The sequence below is a fragment of the Rhodoferax sp. genome (assembly GCF_013297935.1).
GTDB lineage: Bacteria > Pseudomonadota > Gammaproteobacteria > Burkholderiales > Burkholderiaceae_C > Allorhodoferax.
The window spans coordinates 608,079-628,545 of the sequence record NZ_JAAFIX010000001.1; the positions used below are offsets into that span (position 1 = coordinate 608,079).

The following is a 20,467-nucleotide window of genomic DNA, read 5'->3' on the forward strand; positions in this document are numbered from 1 at the left end:
TTATGAACGCACTCACCCACCTTTCCCCCGCCGAGCTTGAGCGACTGGCCCGCAAACGCGCTGGCGCCAAAATGGGCTGGTACATCCACGCGCTGGTGTTTGTTGCAGTCAACGCCGGGCTGGCGCTGCTGGCAGCTCTGCAGGGCTTGCACTGGGCCGCGTTCCCCGCCTTGGGCTGGGGCTTGGGTCTGGCGATTCATGGGGCGGTGGTGTTCATACGGCTGCAAGGCGTGGGGCTGTTTCATGCGCTTCTGGAGCGCGAGCGGCAACAGCTGCAGGCCCAGCGCGACCCGTGGTGAGCGCGTAGCGCGTGGCGGCATACTCGGGCACCTATGCGACCCTTTTTTACTCGGCCTTTTGCCTCGCGCGGCCTGAAGGTGCTGGTCCTCAACACCGTGATTGCGCTGGGCATCACGCTGTTTGACAACCACTCTTTCGGCCTCAATCTGGTGTATTCGCACTGCATCGGCATCAGCATCTGGTGCTATATCGAAGGGGCCAACTACTTTCTAGTGGACGACTGGCATCAGCATGTGCGCCGGCTGATTTTTATTGTGCCGGTGGCCGTGGTGCTCGGCTACATCACCGGGCATCTGCTGACCGACCTGTTGCTGGGCACCACATCGTTTCAATATTGGAAGCAGACCCCGCGCGTGGCCTGGGGTATGTTGTTTGTGAGTCTGGTGGCCGGCAGCACCATTTGCTGGGTGTTTGTGAGCCGGGAGCAACTCGCCGCAGAGCGGCAAAACCTGGAGGTGGCACGCCGGCAGGCCAGCGAGGCGCAGCTCAAGCTGCTCGAATCCCAGCTCGAACCCCATATGCTCTTCAACACCCTGGCCAACCTGCGGGTGCTGATCAGCCTGGACCCGGCCCGCGCCCAAACCATGCTGGACCACATGATTGCCTACCTGCGGGCCACCCTGTCGGCATCGCGCGCACCCTCGGGCAGCATGCACCACACGCTGGCCGACGAGTTTGCCCGCCTGCACGACTACCTCGAACTCATGGCCATTCGCATGGGCCCGCGGCTGCAGTTCACCCTCGACCTGCCCGATGCCCTGCGCGACCAACCGGTGCCGCCGCTCCTGCTGCAACCCTTGGTGGAAAACAGCATTCAGCACGGGCTGGAACCCAAAATAGAAGGCGGGAGCATCCACATTGCCGCTTCTGCCAGCGCGGGCATGCTCCGGCTCGATGTGCACGACACCGGCCTTGGCGCCGACCCGACCCGGCTGCAGCCCCCCGCACCCCACGCTGCTGCGCAAGCCACCGGGCACGGCTTTGGTTTGCAACAGGTGCGCGAGCGCCTACTCACCACCTACGGCACCCTTGGCGCTATGGTTTTAGTAGCTACTCCCGCAAGTGGTACAAGGGCTAGCATCACTTTTCCTCTAAAAACCTGAATTCCCCATGCCCACCGCCCTGATTGCTGAAGACGAACCGCTGCTGGCCCAAGCCCTGCAAGCCGAGCTGGCCGGCGTGTGGCCCGCTTTGCAGGTGTTGCGCACGGTGGGTGACGGCGCCTCGGCCGTGCAGTCGGCCCTGGAGTTGGCCCCGGACGTTTTGTTTTTTGACATTCGCATGCCCGGTCTCAGCGGGCTGGAGGCTGCGCTGGAGTTGGCCGAGCTGTGGCCCCCGGCCCACGCGCCCCGCCAGCCCTTTCCGGCGGTGGTGTTTGTGACCGCTTACGACCAATACGCCGTGCAGGCGTTTGAGGCCCAGGCCATGGACTACCTGCTCAAACCGGTGCAAACCGCCCGGCTGCAAAAAACAGTGTCAAAACTGCAGCTAGCCCACGTCAAGACTGCGCAACCAGCTCCTGAAACCATAGCAAACACGCCCCAAAGCCCGCCCACAGACCCGGCACTGGAAGCCGCACTGCAGCAACTGCGCGGCCTGCTGGAGCATTCGGCCCGGGCCAGCGGCGTGGCGGGCGCCCCCCAGGCACCCACCCTGCAGGTGCTGCAAGCCAGCGTGGGCAACCAGATTCACCTGGTGCCTGTGCGTGAGGTACTGGTGCTCGAGGCGGCCGACAAGTACCTGCGCGTCCTGACCGCCCAGCGCGAATACCTGCTGCGCACTGCGCTCAAAGACCTGCTGCCCCAACTCGACCCGCAAGAGTTCTGGCAAGTGCACCGCGGCACCGTGGTGCGGGCCAGCGCCATTGCCGTAGTGCACCGCGACGAGGCGGGAAAGCTCGCGTTGACCTTGCGCGACCGCAGTGACAAACTCCTCGTCAGCCGCCTCTACGCGCACCGGTTCAAGGCCATGTAAGAGGCGCCTCCTCAGGAGCCCCATGCCAGTTTCATTTTTTAGCGTGCCACCACGGCTCTCCCTTTGGGGGCTGGGGGCGCTGCTGATGGTCTGGTGCTGCGCGTCCAGCGCCCAGATGCGCTTCACCAGCGCCCCGGACAACCGGTTCAGCAAAAGCACCGCCCAGCAAATGCTCACCCAAGCGTACGCCCAGCTGGGTCTGACCGTCGAGTTTGTGCCACTCCCCGTGCGCCGGGGCTACGCTGTTGCGGCGCTGGGAGAGTTAGACGGCCTGACGCTGTCAGCAGCAGATGACATTGACCCCAAGCTCATCAAAATCAACGTGCCGGTGGCTTTTGAAGAAACCGTGGTCTACACCCGCAATCAGCAGTTCAAGGTGGACGGGTTTGAGTCCCTGCGTCCCTACACCGTGGGCCATGTGGCAGGGCTGCGCTATTTTGAGGAAAACCTGCGCGACATGAAGGCCGACCCCGGCACCGACCTCAACACCGTGCTGCGTAAGCTCTCTCTAGGGCGCACGGACATTGCCCTCGATACCCGCTCCAGCCAGTGCAAGCTCAGGACCCTGGATTTGCCGGACATACGCATCCTGGAGCCCCCGCTGAGCATCGTGAAAGCCCATCACTTCCTCCACATCAAACACGCCCAGCTTGTGCCTCGCCTGCAGACGGTGTTGGCGCGCATGGAGGCTGACGGCACGCTCAAGCGGATCCAGACCGCCGCATTCAAAGAATTTCAGCGCACGTGCGGTGAGTAACTTGGGGTAAACGAGCGCCCTGTGGCATGGGTGTTGCAGGGCTTTGCTCCCTACAATGCCCCATCGATTCACCAGGACCCCTTCCATGCAATTGAAACTCTCGCGTCGCAGTACCCTGCGCATGCTCACTGCTTCTGCTGTAGCCTCATCCGGGCTATTGGCAGGCTGCGACTCCACACCTTCGGTGATCAAAATCGGGGTGGCACAACCCCTATCGGGCAACCTGGCCGCACTGGGGCAGGACTTGCTCAATGGCGTGAACCTCGCCGCAGAAGAAATCAACCAGGAAGGCTACAAGGTCAAAGGGAAAACTGTCACGTTTGAGATCGTGGCGGTAGACGACAAAGCCAACGCCGACACCGGCAAAGAAGTCGCCCAGCAACTGGTGGCCGCCGGTGTGGTGGCCGTAGTGGGGCACCTGAACTCCGGTGTGAGCATTGCGGCCGCTCCGATTTATGCCGGACAGGGCATTGCGCAGCTCGCCATCTCCACCAACCCCAAGTTCACACAACTCGGGCTGGACACGACCTTCCGCCTTGTCGCCAACGACACCCTGCAGGCCAAAGCCATCGGCAGCTACTCGGCATCGCAATTCACCGGCACGCGCTACGCTCTGCAGGACGACAGCACCACCTACGGCAAAGACCTGGCGCTCGGTGCCGAAGTCCAGCTCAAAGCCGCGAAAAAAGAGATCGTGCTCAAGCAGAGTTTTGACGAGAAAACGGTGGCGTTTGACGACTTCGCCGCCAAGCTCAAGGCCGAAAACGTGCAAGTGCTCGTGACCACCGTGAGCGATTTCCAGATCGTGGCCCTGATTGAAGCGCTCAAGAAAATCAGCTACACCAGTATCACCATCCTGGGGGCCGACACCGCCAAAACACCCGACATGCTCAAAGGCAGCGGCGTGGTGAAAGGCCTGTATGTAACCTCCCCCATCCTGGAGGCACGCGAGTTCACCGCAGGCGCAGCATTCCTCGACAAATACCGCGCCAAGTTCAAAAAAGAACCCGCCTACGCAGGCCACTACACCTACGACGCCATGCACGTGATTGCCGCCGCAATACGCCGCGCAGAGTCCGCCAAGCCCAAAGACATTGTGGCTATGCTCAAAAAGATCGACGGCTACGCCCCGGTCACCGGCTCCATGAAATGGGACGACAAAGGCGAGCAGCGCTACGGCGTTATCGGGGTCTACAACGGCAACGGCGGGCTCTGGGAATCCCAGATGCGCTCCGACAGCTGGTAAACCCGCCACGCAGAGAACACTGAGGAGACCACCATGACTTTGCGCTACACCACCGTTCCCAACACCTTGCCCGAGAGCAAGATGCGCATGTACCCCACCAAGGTCATCAATGTGATCGGCGGGCCGGGTAGCGACAAGTCCTTGTTCTCTGCGGCCATCATCCTGTTTCTCAACCTCCACCACAAAACGGTGGAGACGATTCCCGACTACGCCAAGTCGCTGGTCTGGCAACAGAATTTTGAAGTTCTCAAAAACCAGTATTTCATTGCGCAACGGCAATTCGAAATGCTCAACCTGCTCGACGGGCAGGTGCAGTTCCTGATTACCGAGTGTTCGCTCCCCCAGGTGCTCTACTACAACGAGCACTACCCCGAGAACATTTGCGATGTCGGCAAAACCCGCGCCCAGATTCTGGAGTGGTACCGCCAGCACAACAACATCAACATCCTGGTGGAGCGCGGCGACAAAAAATACGTGCACACCGGCCGCTTTCAGGACGAAGAACAGGCCCGCGCGGTGGACTACGGACTGCGATCCACCCTCGTCCGGGAAGGCATTCACTTCACTGCATTGCCCCCCGATGTAGAAGCCATCAACATCTTTGCCCGTACCCTGCTCGACTGAAGCCGTCCCGGCGCTCAAAAACCCTTTTGCCTCAGGGCTTGACACGGCGGAAAAAACGCACCAAAGCTGTGCATTCGTTTCCAAATAGCACCAAACCCAACCCTGCTTCAGAGGGGAACTCCCTGTTTTGGGAGCAAATCAATTCATGGTCCATTAGAGATTTAAATACTAGTACCATATCAGTACAAGCCTGATGCTCACCTTTCAAGACTTGCGCTAATGTTCGCCCCGGTGAGAAATTTATTCACACTTTTTTAATTTGGAGTTTTTATGAAGTTGAAAATTGTTGCAGCCGCAGCCATCGCCTTGTCGACCGGTATGGCCTTCGCTCAAAACGCGGTTGTCACCATCGCTCACGTTGGCCCTACCAGCGGCGCTATCGCTCACTTGGGTAAAGACAACGAAAACGGCGCCAAACTGGCCGTGGAAGAACTCAACGCTGCTGGCGTGACCATCGGCGGTAAAAAAGTTACCCTGAAGCTGATGACTGAAGACGACGCAGCCGATCCTAAGCAAGGTACTGCAGTTGCTCAAAAGTTGGCTGATGCCAAGGTTTCCGGCGTGGTCGGTCACTTGAACTCCGGCACCACCATCCCAGCTTCCAGCATCTACTCCGACGCTGGCATTCCCCAAGTGTCTCCTTCCGCTACCAACCCCAAGTACACACGCCAAGGCTTCAAGACAGCCTTCCGTTTGGTGGCTGACGATGCGCAGTTGGGCGGCACATTGGGCCGTTACGCTGTGAAAGAACTCAAGGGCAAAGCAATCGCCGTGATCGACGACCGTACAGCTTACGGCCAAGGCGTTGCACAAGAGTTCAGCAAGGCTGTTGAAGCTGCTGGCGGCACCGTGGTTGCTAAGGAATTCACCACAGACAAAGCCACTGACTTCTCCGCTATCCTGACCACCATCAAGGGCAAGAAAGCCGACGTCGTATTCTTCGGCGGTATGGACGCTGTTGCAGGCCCCATGTTGCGTCAAATGAAGTCCTTGGGCATCAACGCCAAGTTCATGGGCGGCGACGGCATCTGCTCCACCGAACTGGTGAAGTTGGGTGGCGACGCGATTGCTGACAACCAAGTCTACTGCGCGGAAGCCGGTGGCGTGGAAGGCCAGCAAAAGGTCGGCATGGACGCATTCAAGGCCAAGTTCAAGGCCAAGTTCGGTACCGAAGTTCAAGTGTACGCACCCTACGTGTACGACGGCGTGAACCTGATGGTTGCTGCCATGGTCAAGGCCGGTTCTTCCGACCCAGCCAAGTACCTGCCCGTGTTGGCAGCTACCAAAGACTACAAAGGCGTGACAGGCAACATCTCCTTTGACAACAAGGGCGACATCCTGAACGGCGCTTTGACACTGAAGACCGTCAAGGGCGGCAAGCTGTCTGACATCGCTGTGATCCGCTAATCACGGACCTGTCCCATGGCAACGCAAGTTGCCATGCACAGCAAAAAAGCGCACTGCATGCAGTGCGCTTTTTTTATGCCCGGCCGCCTGGTGCCGGGGAGCAACCCATCAGGGCCGGGGCTGCAAGCCCGCTGGTACCCACGCACTCAAACGCTGTGCAATCGCATGCTCATGTCGCTGCCACCACACCCCCACGGCCACCAGCCCCAAGCCCAGCACCGTCAGGGCAAAAGGGAACATAAAGCTTTCACGAAAAACCTCGTGCGACAAATGCCCCAGGTAGAGCATCACGCCGAACGCCCCGTACACCGTGAACACGCGCCGCCCTATGGCAGCCCCCACCAGCACCAGCGCCACATTCAGCGCGCAGTAACCCAGCTTGGCCAATTCGGAGCCTGAGTCGTTCAGGCTCAAACCACACCAGAACATGGTGGTGCCAAAGATATAGAGCCAAAAGGCAAAGTCCTGCCGCCACTCGGCCGACTGCGAAAGCCGGCTGCGGGCATCCACCCACATGGCCACCGCCACCGTGCCGATACCGAACACCAGCGACATGTCCCGCATGAACTCCCACTCCCAGCGGTGATCCAAGAGCAGCATATTGGCCACGTCCATGCTCAAGTACCACAGGGTGAGCGCCAGCGGCATCACCATAAAGGGCAATCGGTAGCGCCACAGCATCACCACACCGGCCGCTAATGTGACCAACTCCAGGGTCAGCCAGCGCCAATCAATGCGGGTGTGGTAACTGGCCAGCGAGTCCGGGCCGCCGGGTGGCCACCAGCCCATCAAGTGCTGGCCGCTCCACACGATGAGGGGCACCAGAAACACGGCCAGTGTGGCCATCAGACCGGCTGGCACCATGAGCCCGCGGCCCTTGAAATGGTCCGCCACCTTCAGGGCGGCCACCAGATACAGGGCGCCCAGCACCAGCAGCGCCATGGGGCCCATTTGCTGAAAACCCAGCGTCATGAACAGCGACATCGCCCCGATGGCCAGCAGCCCGCCAAAGTAATACAGCACATTCACAAAGCTGAATCGCGGCCCCGCTGCCAGCGCGCGGCCTACTAGCGGCTCTGCTCCGGGTGCGCCGGCCTGCCACTGCACACCGCGGCTCCAGCGCTGCCAGAGCGCCTGCGCCTGGGTCTCGGTAATCAGGCCATCGCGGGCGGCCTGCTTCAAATCCTGCAGGCGCAGCTCAAACGACAAATCTGACGTGTCGGTGTAGTCCTTGATGTGCATTGCGCATCCCCCCTATGGTTGATTTGCATATGTACCACAGGGCGGCTCCTAGAATGAAACCATGCAAAACCTCACCACCGCCCTGGCCCAAATCAACACCGAGGCCCGCGCCCTTTTCGGGCAGGGGCAGGTGGCGGACTACATTCCCGCACTGGCCCGGGTGAACCCCAGCCAGTTCGGCATGGCCGTGGCCCTGGTAAATGGCAGCACCTATAACGTGGGCGATGCGCACACGCCTTTCTCGCTGCAAAGCATTACCAAGCTGTTTACCTTTGTGCTGGCACTCAAAGCCATTGGCGACGACGTGTGGAAGCGGGTGGGCCGCGAGCCCTCGGGCGCCGCGTTCAACTCCATGGTGCAACTGGAAACCGAGCACGGCATTCCGCGCAACCCTTTCATCAACGCCGGTGCGCTGGTGATTACCGACATCCTCACCACCCGCTACGCCCACCTCGACTACGCCCTGTTAGGCGCCCTGCGCCGCCTGACCGACGACCCCGAGCTGAGCTGGAACGCCGCAGTCGCCAAAAGCGAGCGCGACACCGCCCACCGCAACATGGCCATGGCCTACTTCATGAAAAGCCATGGCAACTTTGCTAACCCGCCTGAGCTGGTGCTCGACAACTACTGCCGCCAGTGCGCCACCGAGATGAACTGCGCCCAGCTGGCGCAGGCCACCATGTTTCTGGCCAACAGCGGGCGCGACCTGGGCCGCGACGGCCAGCCCGACGAGCAGTTTTTAAGCGCTGATGAGGCCCGCCGTGTGAACGCCTTGCTGCTCACCTGCGGCGCCTATGACGCCGCCGGGGACTTTGCCTACCGCATCGGCCTACCGGTCAAAACCGGGGTGGGCGGCGGCATAGTGGCCATTGCGCCCGGCGTGGGCACCATTGCGGTGTGGGCCCCCGAGCTCGACGCCAAAGGCAACTCGGTGCTCGGTGCCTTTGCGCTGGAGCGCCTGGTGCAGCTCACCGGCTGGAACCGCACCTGAGCGCCCGCACCACCATGCGCCAGCGCCGCCCTGCTCCACTCAGCACTGCACTGGCGTCGTTGGTGCTGGCCGCCCTGCTGGGGCAGGCCAACCCTGCCCACAGCGCTGGAGTCGATAGTGATGGCGTGCAGGCCCTGCTGCCCGCCCAAGCCGGTGGCAGCACACTGGCACTGGGCAGCAGCGACCCCAACACCGACAAGCGCTTCGGCTTTGACTACAGAGCTGCCGCCACCGCCGTATAAGAAGGCGGGCTGCGCTATTGGAACTTACCGGCCACCCCGCTCACCTATAGCGGCGGCGGCGGCAACGGCTACACCGCGCGCCTGCATCTGTTTGCCAGCGGTGGCAAACAACAGTTCAACTGGAAAACCCAGCGCGGCTACCTCAGCAGCCCGCAAGACGTGCGCAACCAGGAGTTCACGGTGTATGTGCGGGTACATGAGCCCCTGACCCCGCTGAACGCGCAAGTCACCCTCAAAATCCGCGGCGGACGACACAGTGAGCGAGATGGTGACGCGGCCTCCTGCACCATGATGACCTTCGGCCCGGGTGGCCCGAGCGGCATTGCCCGCTTTGGCAAAGAGCTCACCCACCCGCTATACGACTACGTGGTGTTGCGCCCCCAGCTGGACGTAGCCCTGCAACCCGCGCAGTGGTACGGACTCAAGTTCATCAGCTACAGCCGCCCCGGCGTGCCGACAGAGGTGCTCAACCAACTGTACCTGGACACCGCGCCCTTTGACGCCACAGGCCGCCCCACCAACGGCTGGAAACTGCTGAGCGAATACACCGATGTGCAGGGCACACGCACCGGCCGCCACTACGACACTTTGGCCGACTGGGGCGGCTGGCAAACCACCCTGCGCATGGATGGCTATCGGAGCATCGACTTTGCGCTTCCGTCCGTGCGCGAGATCGTGCCGCCCGCCCCCTGAAGGGCAGAGGGCCGGCCCGCGCTCAAGCCCACATCAGCCGGTCCCGCCCGGCACCCTTGGCGGCGTACAGCGCGCGGTCTGCGGAGCGAATGTTTTCTACCGCGCTCAGCGCCGGGTCCAGCATGGTCAGACCCGCAGAGCAGGTGTGGTGAAAGCGCGGCACCTCCGGCAACGGGGACGACTCGCGCACCAGCTCCAGAATGCCCTGCACCTTGGCCTCGACCTCGGCCGGAGTGGCTTGGGGCAGCAGTAGCAAAAACTCCTCACCCCCAATGCGGCCAAACCCGTCGTTGCGCCCCAGCAGGCTCACCACGAGCCGGGAAAAGCGCTGCAACACCTCGTCGCCCGCGTGGTGGCCAAAGGTGTCGTTGATTTTTTTAAAGTAATCCAGGTCCAGCAGCACCAAACCGCAAGGCTGCTGGTTACCGCGCAACTGGCTCAGCCGCAAATCGAGCTGCTCCAGCACATGGGCGCGGCTGCTCACGCCGGTGAGCGTGTCCACCTGGGTGGCGCGCAGCGCACCATCGCGCGCCTGGCGCAGCGAGCGGCCATCGGCTCGCATGGCGGTCACATCGCAGCCTATGCTGAGAATCCAGCCCTGGTCGTCCATGGTTTCGGTGATGTACATCCACCGGCCGCTGTGCAGGTCGGCTTCAAAGGTGCGAAACGGCAGCTTGCCCCGGCGAGCCTTGGCCGAAACCAGCCAAGCCTCTATGTCGTCGGTCTTGATAGCGGCGCCCACGTTGTTGGCATAGCTGTGGCGCATCATGTCGGACCACGACATGACCGCGTCCCGGGGCATACCGAAGTCGGTGCAGTGCGAGGGGTTGGCGTAGCGCACCATGTCTTGCGGGTCGTACAGGACCACATGCAAGGGAGATTGTTCGTACAAGCGGGCAAAGTGTTCGGTCAACTCTGTGCTACTCGCAATACTGCGTGAGTCGGCCATCGGGCCCCCTTCAAAAATGTGAAATTCTGAGCAATTTGATTTTATCCCCCAGCCCAGGCCCAACGGTCGCGCCCGCTGCGCTTGGCCACATACAGCGCACGGTCGGCATCGCGGATGTTTTGAATCGCATCCAGCTCCGGCGATAGCATCAACAACCCTGCCGAACAGGTGTAGCGAAACGCCGGCACCTCCGGCAGCGGCACCGACTCCCGCACCTGCGCCAACAACAGCCCTATCTTGCGGGCCAGGTCGTCAGGCTCAATACCCGGCACCAGCAGCATGAACTCCTCGCCCCCCAGCCGCCCGAAACCGTCTTCCAGGCGCAAGGTGCCAGCCACCAGCTGCGCAAAATGTCGCAGCACGGCGTCACCCGCCACATGGCCATAGGTGTCGTTCACGCGCTTGAAATGGTCCAGGTCCAGCATCACCAGCCCACAGGGGCGCTGCCGCGCCGACAGCTGGGCCAATTGCGCCTCCAGGAGTTGCAGCACGTGGCTGCGGTTGCTGATGCCGGTGAGCGGGTCGGTTTGCGCGGCACGGCGCGCCACATCGCGGTCGGCCCGCAGTCGGCGGCCGCTCACCCTGAACTCGGTGGTCTCAAAGGCTGCGCACAGCATCCAACCCTCGGTGCTCACGGTTTCGGTCATGCAAAACCAGCGCCCGTCTTTCAAGTCGGACTCAAATGCGCGGTAAGGCAACTTGCCCCGCCGCGAGCGGGCTGAGGCCAGCCAGGCCTCAAAGTCGGTGGTGTTGATGGAAGTGGCAATGCCCCGCTGGTAGGCCCTGCGCATCAGGCCGGCCCAGGTGGTGCGCTCGTCGGGGCCTAGCTCAAACAAGGCGCGAAAGGCCGGGTTGGCAAACTGGAGCGAGTCGTCCGCGTCAAACACTGCCAGCATCAGGGGGGACTGCTGGTACAAAAGTGCCATCTGCTGGGTAACGACATCAACTCCCGGGGGCGGGGTCGTCATGGGGCACTCCTGCGGGTATCAGATTGTTCAAATTCAGTGTACGCCCGGGCCCTGAGAACTTCGCACCCGTAGATACCCGCATCGGCGGGCGCAGCGCACGCGGCGTCTAGAATCGTTGCCATGAGCGCCAACACCCCTGCATCCCCCGTTAACACCCCCGAAACCGTCAAGCCCAGCAACTTTTTGCGCCAGATTATTGAATCTGACCTCGAAAAAGGCACCTACGCCGCCCGCCGCTGGGCCGGCACCCCTGGCGACGCCGCGCACCACGCTGCCGGCGAGCCCGACCCCGCCAAAATCCGCACCCGCTTCCCCCCCGAGCCCAACGGCTACCTGCACGTAGGCCACGCCAAGAGCATCTGCATCAACTTCGGGCTGGCGCGCGACTACGGCGGCGTGTGCCACCTGCGCTTTGACGACACCAACCCCGAAAAAGAAGACACCGAGTATGTGAACAGCATCATCGACGCGGTGAAATGGCTCGGCTTCGACTGGGCCCAGCTCGGCCAGGCCACCGGCAGCGCCGCGCCCTACCAGGCCAGCGACTACTTCGACTTCATGTACCGCGCGGCCGAGGCACTCATTACCGCCGGCCACGCCTATGTGGACGAGCAAACGCCTGAGGAAATGCGCGCCAACCGCGGCGACTTCGGCAAGCCCGGTGTGGACAGCCCGTTCAGGGGCCGCACGCCTGCTGAGAACCTGGCCCGATTCAGAGAAATGCGCGACGGCCAGCACGCCGACGGCAGCATGGTGCTGCGCGCCAAGATCGATATGGCCAGCCCCAACATCAACATGCGCGACCCGGCCATCTACCGCATCCGCCGCGCCACGCACCACAACACGGGCGACACCTGGTGCATTTACCCCATGTACACCTTTGCGCACCCGATTGAGGACGCGCTGGAGCAAATCACCCACAGCCTGTGCACGCTGGAGTTTGAAGACCAGCGCCCGTTTTACGACTGGCTGCTGGAGCGCTTGGCCGAAGGCGGCCTACTGGCCCAGCCCGCGCCCAAGCAATATGAGTTTGCCCGCCTGAACCTCACCTATGTGATCACCAGCAAGCGCAAGCTGGCGCAACTGGTCACCCAAGGCAAGGTCAACGGCTGGGACGACCCGCGCATGCCAACCATAGTCGGTCTGCGCCGCCGAGGCTACACGCCTGCCGCTATTCAGCTGTTTGCCGACCGCATTGGCGTGACCAAGTCTGACAGCTGGATCGACTACAGCACCCTGGAAGGCTGCCTGCGCGAAGACCTAGAAAACACCGCCCACCGCGGCATGGCTGTGCTGAACCCCGTGAAGCTGGTGCTGACCAACTGGGGCGAGGTGTTTGCCGCCCAAGGCGGCGACGCTTATCTGGACGCGTGCAGCCTGCCCGCCCTGCCCCACCCGCCCGAAGGCGTCGAAAGCCCCACGCGCCATTTCACCATCGGCAAAGAAGTGTGGATAGAGCGCGAAGACTTTGAAGAAGTACCCCCCAAGGGCTACAAGCGCCTGTTCCCCGGCAACAAAGTGCGCCTGAAGGGCGGCTACGTGATTGAGTGCACCGGCTGTGCAAAGGACGCGAACGGAGTGATTACCGAAGTGCTGGCCACCGTGGTGCCCGACACCAAGAGCGGCACCCCCGGTAGCGATCTGGTGAAGGTGAAAGCCGCCATCACCTGGGTGGGCATGGCCAACGGCGTGAACGCCGAAGTGCGCATGTACGACCGCCTGTTCAGCGACGCCCAGCCCGACGCGGGCGGCAAAGACTTTATTGAGAGCCTGAACCCCAACAGCCTGAAGGTGGTGACCGCGATTGTTGAGCCTTCATTGGCGAATGCCCTGCCGGACCAGAAGTTTCAGTTTGAACGGCATGGGTACTTTGTGGCGGATCGGGTGGATCACAAGGCGGACAAGCCGGTGTTTAACTTGGCGGTGGGGTTGAAGGATAGTTGGGGGAAGTGATTTCCCGTGAAGTAACAAAAAAGCCAGCAGACCAGAAATTTTGCTGGCTTTTTGATTTGGAAAGTCGACAGAGTTCGACCCGAAGCAGACTTAGCAAGCGATCAAACACGTCCTTCATTCATGATTGAATGGAAACTTCAATAAGACAAAAAGGGAGGCAGCATGACAGGGACACAACTCAAAAAAATAACAATTGAGAAATTCCGCGCACTAAATGGCGTCGAAGTTGAGTTCGGTGATTACATCACCGTTATTTGTGGGAAGAACGGTACATCCAAGTCCTCAATCCTTGGAATCGCCGCGCAAATTTTTAGCTTTGAAAAAGACTACGTAACAGGGGCGAGTCTGCGCGACTTCAAGCAAATCAGCGGTAAGGGCTTCAAATCGCAGTACAAAGAGCACATCAGAATATCTGAGAAATTTGATGTGCCAGGTTCCCTGTCGGCCAGTATTCTTCTCCACGAAGGGTACACAGACCAAGCGGCAACAGCAAACTTGGAGTTAATGACGCGGACTGACGATGAAACCAAAAAAATATTGCCGCGCCCGGTCATCCGAAAAAACAGTACGGCTGCGGGCAATACAAGCAGGAATTTCACCCACCCTGTGGTTTTTTTGAGCTTGAAGCGTTTATACCCAATTGCAGATCGCGACTACAAAGCCATCGACTTCGAATATTTGAAAGCTCATGAGCAGGATTTCATTGCACTAACTAACGAGTTACTCAACCGCAGTTCTACCCAAGCTACTGGCACCCATGGAACAATCACATCTGCCGTAGCCCACGGTGACAACTACAACCATGAGTCGGTCTCAGCGGGCGAGGACAATGCTGGCCAGATCATCATGGCGCTGCTGTCTTTCAAAAAACTCAAAGCAGAATATGCTGATTACAAAGGCGGTTTGCTGCTGATTGATGAGGCTGATGCTGGCTTGTTTCCAACGGCCCAGTTGAACCTACTGAAAATATTCGAGCGTGAATGCAGGAAGCTCAACTTGCAAGTAGTTATGACATCTCACTCCCCTGTCATGATCGAGTACGCATACGAGCAAAGTCAGATTGAACACAGCAAGAAATTTAAAACAGTTTATCTGAGCAACACATACGGCTCAGTCCGGGTGATGCAGGATTGGTCGTGGGCAAAAATCAGCGCCGACATCCACACTAGGACTGTCGGCGCAGGACCGACGGCAAGCCTACCGAGCGTCAACATATATTTTGAAGACAAAGAGGCGGAGGATTTCTTCTCAGCGTTGGTTTATCGGCAGCCAATAAAGAAATTTCTAAATCAAATGTCGGGCATCAAGATGGGTTGCACGAATTACGTGTATCTGCTTGACAGGAAAGTCCCGGAATTTGCAGTGAAAAGTGTCGTTTGCTTGGACACTGATGCCAAACCGCGCATCAAGGGTAAAGGCTTTAAAACTGTACTTTTACTCCCAGGTGATTTGCCGCCAGACCAACTTATTTTTGAGCATCTTTTTAACTTGCCTAGTGATGATGTTTATTGGGAAAACGGTTTGCAGTTCTCGCGTGATGTCTTTACCAATTCGGCAGCGCGTGAGGCAATGCGGGAGTTGGCTATCAGTGGAGTTGCAGTCAATCTTAAAGAGCGCCTTGCCGCTTACCTTGGCAACAAAGTAAAACGGCAGATTTTTAAGGATTTTTATAATTCTGCAGATATCCAGATGCTCGTGACCAATAGCGGAAAACCGTTTAATCCGTGGATGCATTGGGTAAAAAATAATCCGCAGGCAACTAATGAATTCTTAGAGAACTTAAAGTCGGCGGTCTTCAGCGTCATGAAAGACGGTTACGCCGTAGACGATGCCAAACTAACCGCGCTGGAAGTGAAATTGAAGAAGGTACCCAATGTTCTCAAATAGGCTTTACAGCCCGCTCCGGTACCCCGGAGGTAAAGCGCCTTTTGCACCATTCATTGCCAAGTTGATGGAGGTCAATAGTGTTGCGGGTGGACATTACCTAGAGCCTTACGCTGGCGGAGCAGGGGTTGCTCTCGATCTTTTGTTTCAGGGCCATGCGAGCCACATTCACATCAACGACGCAGACCCTGCAGTTTTTGCGTTTTGGGTCTCTGTGACGCAGCATTCTGAGGAATTACTTGAGCTGCTTGCAACAACCCCTATCACCATCGAAGAATGGTTCAAGTGGCGCGCTGTACTTCGTGAAGACGTCCAAGCCAGCTTGGTCGAGAAGGGGTTTGCCACGTTGTTTATGAACAGAACCAACCGCTCTGGCATATTGAAAGCGGGCGTCATTGGCGGGAAGAGTCAGGAAGGTGCCTACAAACTGGACGCCCGTTTCAAGAAGGAAGTCATCGCCGCCCGGATTGTGGAGATCGCTAAACGTTCGAAAGACATCACCGTGTATAGCGAGGATTCTTTGACTCTTCTGAAGCGCTGCAAAGAGTTTCTGCCTAGAGAGTCATTGATCTATCTTGATCCTCCTTACTATGTCAAAGGCAAGGGGCTGTATCGCAACTATTACGAGCACGACGATCACGTTGCGATCGCGAAAACTATCAAGGCCAAAAGCTTCAAGCGGCATTGGGTGGTTTCTTATGACAACGTAGATGAGATACGCACCATGTATCAGCTAGTGAACACTAAGACATACGGGCTCAACTACACGGCCCAACGGCGCTATGTGGGTAATGAGGTCATGTTTTTCAGTCAAGACCTGATCGTTTCTGATGACGTTATCCCTCAGACAAAAAAACTCGCTTGATTAGTATTGTCTTGGGGAACAGCACGTTCGCCAAAGGAACTTTCAAACTTCGATTGCCCTAAAAGCGTTGCGATTTCAATTCAAGATGCAACCCTCTCAAATCCTCCAATTCTGGTTCACCGAGCTAACCCCTAAGCAGCACTTCGCCAAAGACGCTGCCTTGGACGAAGCCATCCGCACCCGCTTCGGCGCCACGCTGGAAGCTGCGGCGCAGTGTGAGCTGTTTGCCTGGCGCGCCACGCCAGAGGGGCGGCTGGCGGAGGTGTTGGTGCTGGACCAGTTCTCGCGCAATGTGTACCGCGACACCGCCCGCGCCTTTGCGCAGGACGCGCTGGCCCTGGTGTTGGCGCAAGAGCTGGTGGCCAGTGGGCAGGACCGCAGCCTTCCCCTGGCGCAGCGCAGCTTTGCCTACATGCCCTACATGCACAGCGAGTCCGCGCTGGTGCACGCAGAGGCCGTGGCCCTGTTTTCGCAGCCGGGCATGGAAGACACCCTGCGCTTTGAGCTGCGCCACAAAGAAATCATCGACCGCTTCGGCCGCTACCCGCATCGCAATGCCATTCTGGGCCGCACCTCGACGCCTGATGAGCTGGCTTTTTTGAGTGAACCGGGGTCTTCGTTCTAGGTTTACGGCCGTAGATTTGCTACGCTTTTAGTAGCTGCTTGCGCATATTACTCGTGGGCTAGAGGCCGATTTGACACGCAAATGGCTTGCTCCGGTAAACTCCAGCCCATGCGCCCCTCCGAAGCCCTCTCCCTGCACCGCACGCAAATTCGCGAGATTGCGCTGCGCCACCGCGTCAGCGGTGTGCGGGTGTTTGGCTCTGCACTGCACGGCGACGACACGACCGATAGCGACTTGGACTTGCTGGTGGAGCCCACAGCACAAACCACGCTGATGGACATTGGCGCCATCCGGTTCGAGCTGAAGCAGTTGCTCGGCATGGAAGTGGATGTGCTCACACCCAACAGTTTGCCCGCCAGTTTTCGCGACCAAGTGCTGCGCGAGGCCATGGCAGTATGAGCCGTGCGCACCCGCTGCGGGTGGCAGACTATCTTCAGCATATCCTGGATGCCATTGGCAACATTCAGGAATACACCACAGGTATGGACCTTGCTGGATTCATGGCCGACCGCAAAACCTGCGATGCAGTCATTCGCAATCTTGAAGTCATAGGCGAAGCATGTAACAACGTAGCCAAGAATCACCCGGACTTTGCTGCGCAGCACGCTACCGTACCTTGGGGCTTTGCCTATGAAATGCGCAATGCACTGGCGCACGGCTATTTCACGGTTGACCTTGCCATCGTGTGGCAAACCCTCCAAAACGATTTGCCTTCACTCAAGCTACAAGTCCTTGCCCTGCGCTAACGCATCGCATTTGCTACGCTTTTAGTAGCTACTACCGCACATTCCACATGGGCTAGAGGCTCATTTCAAGCCTAACCGCCCTGCCCCGTACACTGCCCCGCATGGGTTCACTTTTCAATACTTCTTTACTGGCGCTGGCCATGCTGGCCTTTGCGGGCAACTCGCTGTTGTGCCGCGTGGCGCTCAAGGGTGGCGCTATCGATGCGGCCAGCTTCACGACCGTGCGTTTGGTGTCGGGGGCTATCACCTTGGCGGCCCTGGTGTGGCTGCAGCGCAAGCCACGCCCGCCGGGTGCGCGCACTGCTGCACTGCCGGGGGATGGCTGGTCGGCGCTGGCTTTGTTTGTGTATGCGGCGGGGTTTTCGTTTGCGTACCTCAGCATGTCGGCGGCCACGGGGGCGCTGCTGCTGTTTGGGGCGGTGCAGGCCACCATGATTGCCTGGGGCCTGTACCGGGGCGAGCGCTTGAGCCCACGGCAGCTGGGCGGGTTTGCACTGGCGGTGGCAGGGCTGGTGGTGCTGATGCTGCCGGGCGTGGCAGCGCCGGGCTTGGCGGGCTCTGCGGCCATGTTGGGGGCCGGGGTGGCGTGGGGCGCGTACTCGCTCTTGGGCCGCCGCCAAACGGCCCAGGGTGGCGCGGACCCTACGGCAGTGACGGCCGGCAACTTCATGCGCACCGTGCCTATGGCGCTGGTTCTCAGTGCGGTGGCGCTGCCGCAGTTGCACATCACTACCAGTGGCTTGGTGTTTGCGCTGGCTTCGGGCGCGCTGACGTCGGGTGTGGGCTACGCGGTGTGGTACCGGGTGCTGCCCACGCTGCAAGCCACCCACGCCGCCACGGTGCAGCTCAGCGTGCCGGTGCTGGCTGCGGTGGGTGGCGTGCTGCTGTTGGGCGAGGCGGCTACCTTGCCGATGGCGCTGTCGGGCGGCGCCATATTGGGTGGCATTGCCCTGGTGATTTGGAAGAAGGCGCGCCCTCAATAATTGTTGGGATCAGCCACTAGGGGCAAATCATCAGCCACGTGTTCCTGGCCGAAGTTTGGTTCTTGACCACAATAAAAGTGTTGCTGCGCTGTTGCTGACCCTGCGGGCACTCTGGGTTACCTTGGGGCATACAACGCGGTTACCCCGACTGCGGATCCCACTTGGCCGGGGTTTGACCAAAGGCTTCTTTAAACACGCTGATAAAAGCGGACACGTCCTCGTAACCCACATCCAGCGCCACCCTGGAGACCGCGTGCCCCAAGCTCAAGCGCTCCACGGCCGCCAGCAAGCGCAGTTGCAAGCGCCATTTGCCAAAGGTCAGGCCGGTGTCTGACTGAAACAAACGCGCGGCCGTGCGCGCACTCAAACCCATACCAATGACCAGTTGCTCCAGCGTGCGGGCATCGGCCGGGTCGCGCTCCAGCGCCTGAGTGATGCGCAGAAGCCGCGCATCTTGGGGGCGCGGCAGATGAAACGGCATGTGCGTCAAATGGGGTAAACGGTCCGTGAGCACCTGCATCAACCGCGCCTGAGTGGGGGTGAGAACCTCGGCATCAAAGGTGGCGGCCTCGATCAGCAGTTCATTGGTCAGCCGGTCCACCGCCACTACACGGCACTCGCTCGGGCAGGCAATGGCCGTGGGATCGACGTAGGCGGTATGCAGCCAAAAGTCGCGCTGGGAGGAGACTTTGTGCACCGTCTCGCCCGGAATCCACACGCCGCGCTGCGGCGGCACCACCCACAAGCCGGTGGCGCTTTGCACGGTGAGCACGCCCTCGCTGGCATGGATAAGTTGCGCGCGCCGGTGGCTGTGCCACGGGCCGTCCATAGCCGTATAGCGCTCGGCCAGCACCACTACAGCGCTCAGGGCATGGTCTGCGTTGATCAACGCCATACGATTGGCATTTTTGGCATATGTTTTGTCATTTTATGCCGAAAAGGACAAGTCGCAGCGCTGGACACTTACATCACTTTCAACCCATCGGAGTTTTCTCATGCAAACATCACGTTCCGTTTTCACGCTTTCCGCCCTATCCAAACTGCTGGGCATTGCCGCTATCGGCGCCAGCCTGGCCACACCTGCGTTGGCCGGTCAACTGCAAGTTTTCACCTCAGACGCTGCAGGCTTCAACACCCACTCGGCTTGGTATGACGATGGCAAAGAGGTAACCGTGGTGGATACCCAATTTGTACCCGCCATTGCCCAAGCATTGGTGGCTGACATTCGTAGTAAAACCCAATCGCCCATCACCCGCATCATCGTCACTCACCCCAACCCGGACAAGTTCAACGCGCTGTCGGTGTTCCATGGGCTGGGCGCCAAGAGCATCGCATCCAAGGCCACCGCTGACGCCATCCCGGTTGCCGACGCGTACAAGCGCTACTTCTGGGTGAAGATTGCCAAAGCCTTCACCGATGAGACCTACCCCAGGGTCGAAGCTGTGCAAAGCACTTTCAGTGGCAAGCAAACTATTCGTCTCAAATCTGGCGAAACTATCAGCCTGTTTGAGCTGAAGCATCCCGGCGTCGCCAACAACCAAACCGTGGTGCGCATCGACAAAACCGGTGACCTGATCGTGGGCGACCTGGTTCACTCCAACAACCACGCTTGGCTCGAAGGCGGCATTGTGAACGGCAAAGCCACACCCACCTTGGTGGGCTGGAAGGCCGCGCTGCAAGAGCTGCCCGCCTTGAGCAAAGGCTTCCAAAACGCCAAGGTCTACGGCGGACGTGGCGACTTCTTGCCGGTGGCCCAGGCCGTGGCACAACAAACCGCATACCTGACCCAAGCCGAAGCCGTGGTGGATGCCTACATCGCCCGCCTGGGCGACAAGAAGGTTGAATTGCTCGACCCCGCCAAACAAGGCGCCCACCACGCCGCGATCCAAGCCGAATTGGTCAAAGCCTTCCCCACCTATGCCATGGCCGACTTGGTGAGCTACAGCGTGTATGGCTTGGTGCAGCAGAAGTTGGCTGCCAAGTAAGTTATTGCCCCCCCAAAAAAGGAGCCACAAAGA

At 59.7% G+C, this 20,467-nt stretch carries 22 protein-coding genes; 18 read left to right on the top strand and 4 right to left on the bottom strand.

The annotated features are described in order from the left end of the window. Window positions 1-2 precede the first annotated feature (2 nt). The 7 genes from QZW03_RS02885 to QZW03_RS02915 all read left to right on the top strand — a co-directional run bounded on the left by QZW03_RS02885 (window position 3) and on the right by QZW03_RS02915 (window position 6,308). Window positions 3-299 carry a 2TM domain-containing protein gene (locus QZW03_RS02885; RefSeq protein WP_296508141.1) on the top strand — a complete coding sequence of 99 codons (297 nt, stop codon included), beginning with the start codon at window positions 3-5 and terminating at the stop codon, window positions 297-299. Window positions 300-332: 33 nt separating this feature from the next. Continuing rightward, window positions 333-1,403: a histidine kinase gene (locus tag QZW03_RS02890; protein WP_296508143.1), complete on the top strand. Its 1,071-nt coding sequence runs from the start codon at window positions 333-335 to the stop codon at window positions 1,401-1,403. A 7-nt stretch (window positions 1,404-1,410) separates the two neighbouring features. Continuing rightward, on the top strand, window positions 1,411-2,274 hold the full coding sequence (locus tag QZW03_RS02895; protein ID WP_296508145.1) for a LytTR family DNA-binding domain-containing protein: 864 nt from the start codon (window positions 1,411-1,413) through the stop codon (window positions 2,272-2,274). A 22-nt stretch (window positions 2,275-2,296) separates the two neighbouring features. Continuing rightward, window positions 2,297-3,031 carry a hypothetical protein gene (locus QZW03_RS02900; protein WP_296508146.1) on the top strand — a complete coding sequence of 245 codons (735 nt, stop codon included), beginning with the start codon at window positions 2,297-2,299 and terminating at the stop codon, window positions 3,029-3,031. Between the two features lie 85 nt (window positions 3,032-3,116). Beyond that, on the top strand, window positions 3,117-4,277 hold the full coding sequence (locus QZW03_RS02905) for a branched-chain amino acid ABC transporter substrate-binding protein (protein WP_296508147.1): 1,161 nt from the start codon (window positions 3,117-3,119) through the stop codon (window positions 4,275-4,277). A gap of 33 nt (window positions 4,278-4,310) precedes the next feature. After that, entirely contained in the window at window positions 4,311-4,901 is a 591-nt protein-coding gene (locus QZW03_RS02910) for a hypothetical protein (protein WP_296508149.1), read from the top strand. Between the two features lie 318 nt (window positions 4,902-5,219). Next, a complete protein-coding gene (locus QZW03_RS02915; RefSeq protein ID WP_296508319.1) occupies window positions 5,220-6,308 on the top strand; it encodes a branched-chain amino acid ABC transporter substrate-binding protein in 1,089 nt (362 codons plus the stop codon). 108 nt (window positions 6,309-6,416) lie between these two features. On the opposite strand, the gene QZW03_RS02920 is transcribed toward QZW03_RS02915, so the two are convergent. After that, window positions 6,417-7,550 (bottom strand): DUF2157 domain-containing protein, encoded by a 1,134-nt coding sequence (locus QZW03_RS02920; RefSeq protein ID WP_296508150.1) that lies wholly within the window; start codon window positions 7,548-7,550, stop codon window positions 6,417-6,419. Between the two features lie 61 nt (window positions 7,551-7,611). On the opposite strand from QZW03_RS02920, the gene QZW03_RS02925 reads away from it, so the two are divergent. From QZW03_RS02925 to QZW03_RS02935, 3 genes are all read left to right on the top strand, one after another. Then, the gene (locus QZW03_RS02925; RefSeq protein WP_296508154.1) at window positions 7,612-8,541 is read left to right on the top strand and encodes a glutaminase; all 930 of its coding nucleotides are present in this window, start codon (window positions 7,612-7,614) and stop codon (window positions 8,539-8,541) included. A gap of 14 nt (window positions 8,542-8,555) precedes the next feature. Next, window positions 8,556-8,783, top strand: coding sequence for a hypothetical protein (locus tag QZW03_RS02930; protein WP_296508156.1), 228 nt, complete (start codon window positions 8,556-8,558; stop codon window positions 8,781-8,783). Window positions 8,784-8,942: 159 nt separating this feature from the next. Further along, window positions 8,943-9,476 carry a hypothetical protein gene (locus tag QZW03_RS02935; RefSeq protein WP_296508158.1) on the top strand — a complete coding sequence of 178 codons (534 nt, stop codon included), beginning with the start codon at window positions 8,943-8,945 and terminating at the stop codon, window positions 9,474-9,476. 22 nt (window positions 9,477-9,498) lie between these two features. Here QZW03_RS02935 and QZW03_RS02940 read toward each other — a convergent pair whose 3' ends face one another. Continuing rightward, complete coding sequence (locus QZW03_RS02940) at window positions 9,499-10,425, bottom strand: GGDEF domain-containing protein (RefSeq protein ID WP_296508160.1); 927 nt, start codon at window positions 10,423-10,425, stop codon at window positions 9,499-9,501. Window positions 10,426-10,466: 41 nt separating this feature from the next. After that, window positions 10,467-11,393 (bottom strand): sensor domain-containing diguanylate cyclase, encoded by a 927-nt coding sequence (locus QZW03_RS02945; RefSeq protein WP_296508162.1) that lies wholly within the window; start codon window positions 11,391-11,393, stop codon window positions 10,467-10,469. 120 nt (window positions 11,394-11,513) lie between these two features. Between QZW03_RS02945 and QZW03_RS02950 the strand changes: the two genes are divergently transcribed. The 7 genes from QZW03_RS02950 to QZW03_RS02980 all read left to right on the top strand — a co-directional run bounded on the left by QZW03_RS02950 (window position 11,514) and on the right by QZW03_RS02980 (window position 18,449). Then, entirely contained in the window at window positions 11,514-13,346 is a 1,833-nt protein-coding gene (locus tag QZW03_RS02950) for a glutamine--tRNA ligase/YqeY domain fusion protein (RefSeq protein ID WP_296508163.1), read from the top strand. 162 nt (window positions 13,347-13,508) lie between these two features. Next, window positions 13,509-15,233, top strand: coding sequence for an AAA family ATPase (locus QZW03_RS02955; RefSeq protein ID WP_296508164.1), 1,725 nt, complete (start codon window positions 13,509-13,511; stop codon window positions 15,231-15,233). Then, a complete protein-coding gene (locus QZW03_RS02960; protein ID WP_296508165.1) occupies window positions 15,220-16,095 on the top strand; it encodes a DNA adenine methylase in 876 nt (291 codons plus the stop codon). Before QZW03_RS02955 ends, QZW03_RS02960 begins: the two co-directional genes overlap by 14 nt. 85 nt (window positions 16,096-16,180) lie before the next feature. Beyond that, complete coding sequence (locus QZW03_RS02965; RefSeq protein WP_296508166.1) at window positions 16,181-16,720, top strand: DUF924 family protein; 540 nt, start codon at window positions 16,181-16,183, stop codon at window positions 16,718-16,720. A 108-nt stretch (window positions 16,721-16,828) separates the two neighbouring features. Beyond that, on the top strand, window positions 16,829-17,119 hold the full coding sequence (locus QZW03_RS02970) for a nucleotidyltransferase domain-containing protein (RefSeq protein ID WP_296508168.1): 291 nt from the start codon (window positions 16,829-16,831) through the stop codon (window positions 17,117-17,119). Further along, window positions 17,116-17,466, top strand: coding sequence for a DUF86 domain-containing protein (locus QZW03_RS02975; RefSeq protein ID WP_296508170.1), 351 nt, complete (start codon window positions 17,116-17,118; stop codon window positions 17,464-17,466). The genes QZW03_RS02970 and QZW03_RS02975 overlap by 4 nt, the downstream gene beginning before the upstream one ends. A 101-nt stretch (window positions 17,467-17,567) precedes the next feature. Further along, the gene (locus tag QZW03_RS02980; RefSeq protein ID WP_296508171.1) at window positions 17,568-18,449 is read left to right on the top strand and encodes a DMT family transporter; all 882 of its coding nucleotides are present in this window, start codon (window positions 17,568-17,570) and stop codon (window positions 18,447-18,449) included. A gap of 139 nt (window positions 18,450-18,588) precedes the next feature. On the opposite strand, the gene QZW03_RS02985 is transcribed toward QZW03_RS02980, so the two are convergent. Beyond that, entirely contained in the window at window positions 18,589-19,344 is a 756-nt protein-coding gene (locus tag QZW03_RS02985; protein ID WP_296508172.1) for a helix-turn-helix transcriptional regulator, read from the bottom strand. Window positions 19,345-19,444: 100 nt separating this feature from the next. Between QZW03_RS02985 and QZW03_RS02990 the strand changes: the two genes are divergently transcribed. Continuing rightward, the gene (locus QZW03_RS02990; RefSeq protein WP_296508173.1) at window positions 19,445-20,434 is read left to right on the top strand and encodes an MBL fold metallo-hydrolase; all 990 of its coding nucleotides are present in this window, start codon (window positions 19,445-19,447) and stop codon (window positions 20,432-20,434) included. Window positions 20,435-20,467 lie beyond the last annotated feature (33 nt).